This is a genomic window from Streptomyces pratensis (assembly GCF_037137275.1).
Lineage (GTDB): Bacteria > Actinomycetota > Actinomycetes > Streptomycetales > Streptomycetaceae > Streptomyces > Streptomyces pratensis_B.
Window position 1 is genome coordinate 217108 of the sequence record NZ_JBBBEN010000088.1, and the last position, 1864, is coordinate 218971.

Genomic DNA, 1864 nt, shown 5'->3' on the forward strand with positions numbered 1-1864 from the left:
CGCCACCGCCGACAGCCAGGTTCAGCGCCCGCGCCTCGGGGGCGAGGGAAGGTCGCGGCCGGACGGAGGGTGGGACCCGGGTGGGGCCCGGACGCTCAGTAGACAACGGCTTCGGTCGACCCGCCGCCAGCGGGCCCCGGGCCGGCCCGAAGGGCGCCGGGCCCCGATCCGCAGCTCCTGGCCCGTGCCTTCGCGGGACTCGGCCCGTGGTTCATTCCGCAGTTCCAGCGGATCTGACCGGAGCGTGCCGCGCGCCGGGCGACCGTGGCGGGCCCGCGGGCGGTGTGCTGGATATGGTGTCCCTCTGTGTACGGACTCTAAGGGGCAGTAGTGAACGACGGCGGTCAGAGGCGGTTCGGCCCGCTCGGCAAGGTTCTGGTGATCATCCCGACCTACAACGAGGTCGAGAACATCAAGCCGATCGTCGACCGGGTGCGCACCGCCGTCCCGGCCGCCGACATCCTGGTGGCCGACGACAACAGCCCCGACGGCACCGGCAAGGCGGCCGACGAGATCGCGGCGGCCGACGACCAGGTCCACGTCCTGCACCGCAAGGGCAAGGAGGGGCTCGGCGCCGCCTACCTCGCCGGCTTCGCCTGGGGCTCCGAGCACGGCTACGGGGTCCTCGTCGAGATGGACGCCGACGGCTCCCACCAGCCCGAGGAGCTGCCCCGGCTGCTCACCGCGCTCAAGGGCGCCGATCTGGTGCTGGGGTCCCGCTGGGTGCCGGGCGGCCGGGTGGTCAACTGGCCCAAGAGCCGCGAGGTGATCTCCCGGGGCGGCAGCCTCTACTCCCGGCTCGCGCTCGGTCTCTCGGTCCGCGACGTGACCGGCGGCTACCGCGCCTTCCGCACCGAGACCCTCAAGGGCCTCGGCCTGGACGAGGTCGCCTCCCAGGGGTACTGCTTCCAGGTGGACCTCGCCCGTCGCTCGGTCGAGGCGGGCTACCACGTCGTCGAGGTGCCCATCACCTTCATGGACCGCGAAGTCGGCGACTCCAAGATGAGCCGGGACATCCTCGTCGAGGCGCTGTGGCGGGTCACCGGCTGGGGCGTCACCGCACGCGCCAACAAGATCCTGGGCCGCAGGACCCCTTGACCCGGCCCGTGGAACCGCCGGCCCCGGGCGTGATCGCCCCGGTACGCCGCTTCACCGGCCGTACGGGCACACTGGGGGTATGACGACCGGCACCCAGCCCCCGACCCCTCCCCGACGTTCACGCGCCCGCAGGTTCCTGCCGGCGGCCCTCGCCGCCTGGCTGGTGCTGGAGGTCTGGCTCCTCACCGTGGTCGCGTCGGCCGCGGGCGGTCTCACCCTTCTGCTGCTCCTGGTCGCCGGGGCCGTGCTCGGCGGCGCGATCGTCAAGGCCGCCGGACGGCGCGCCTTCCGCAATCTGACCGAGACCCTCCAGCAGACACCGGGCCGGCCCGGCGCTCCCGAGACCCCGCCGACCGATCCCGCCGGAGGCAAGGCGGGCCGGGGCAACGGGCTGCTGATGCTGGGCGGGCTGCTCCTCGTGGTCCCCGGACTGATCTCGGACGCGGCCGGTCTGCTGTTGCTCGTGCCCCCGGTGCGCACCATGCTCGGCCGCTCGGCGGAGCGGTCCCTGGAGCGCCGGATGCGGGCCGCGTCGCCCGGCGGCCTCTCGGACGCCTTCCAGCAGGCCAGAATGCACCGGCCGGACGGGAAGGTCGTCCAGGGTGAAGTCATCCGTGACGACGGCCCGCAAGCCCCTCGCCGCCCCGACGGGGGCCCCGACGGCCCCCGCCCGCCGCTGACGCCCTGACCTCCGGGCCCCGGCGGACGCGGCGAGGCCCCATGGACCGCAGGGCGCGCCGCGAGAAGGCATGCGAAGAGCCGCGGG

Annotated in this window: 2 protein-coding genes; both read left to right on the plus strand. The window is 74.3% G+C overall.

All coding sequences use genetic code 11. The features are described 5' to 3' along the window. The first annotated feature begins 330 nt into the window (after nt 1-330). Nucleotides 331-1098: a polyprenol monophosphomannose synthase gene (locus V9U70_RS14580; protein WP_336675406.1), complete on the plus strand. Its 768-nt coding sequence runs from the start codon at nt 331-333 to the stop codon at nt 1096-1098. A 79-nt stretch (nt 1099-1177) separates the two neighbouring features. Beyond that, nucleotides 1178-1786, plus strand: coding sequence for an FxsA family membrane protein (gene fxsA / locus V9U70_RS14585; protein WP_336675408.1), 609 nt, complete (start codon nt 1178-1180; stop codon nt 1784-1786). Nucleotides 1787-1864: the final 78 nt, after the last annotated feature.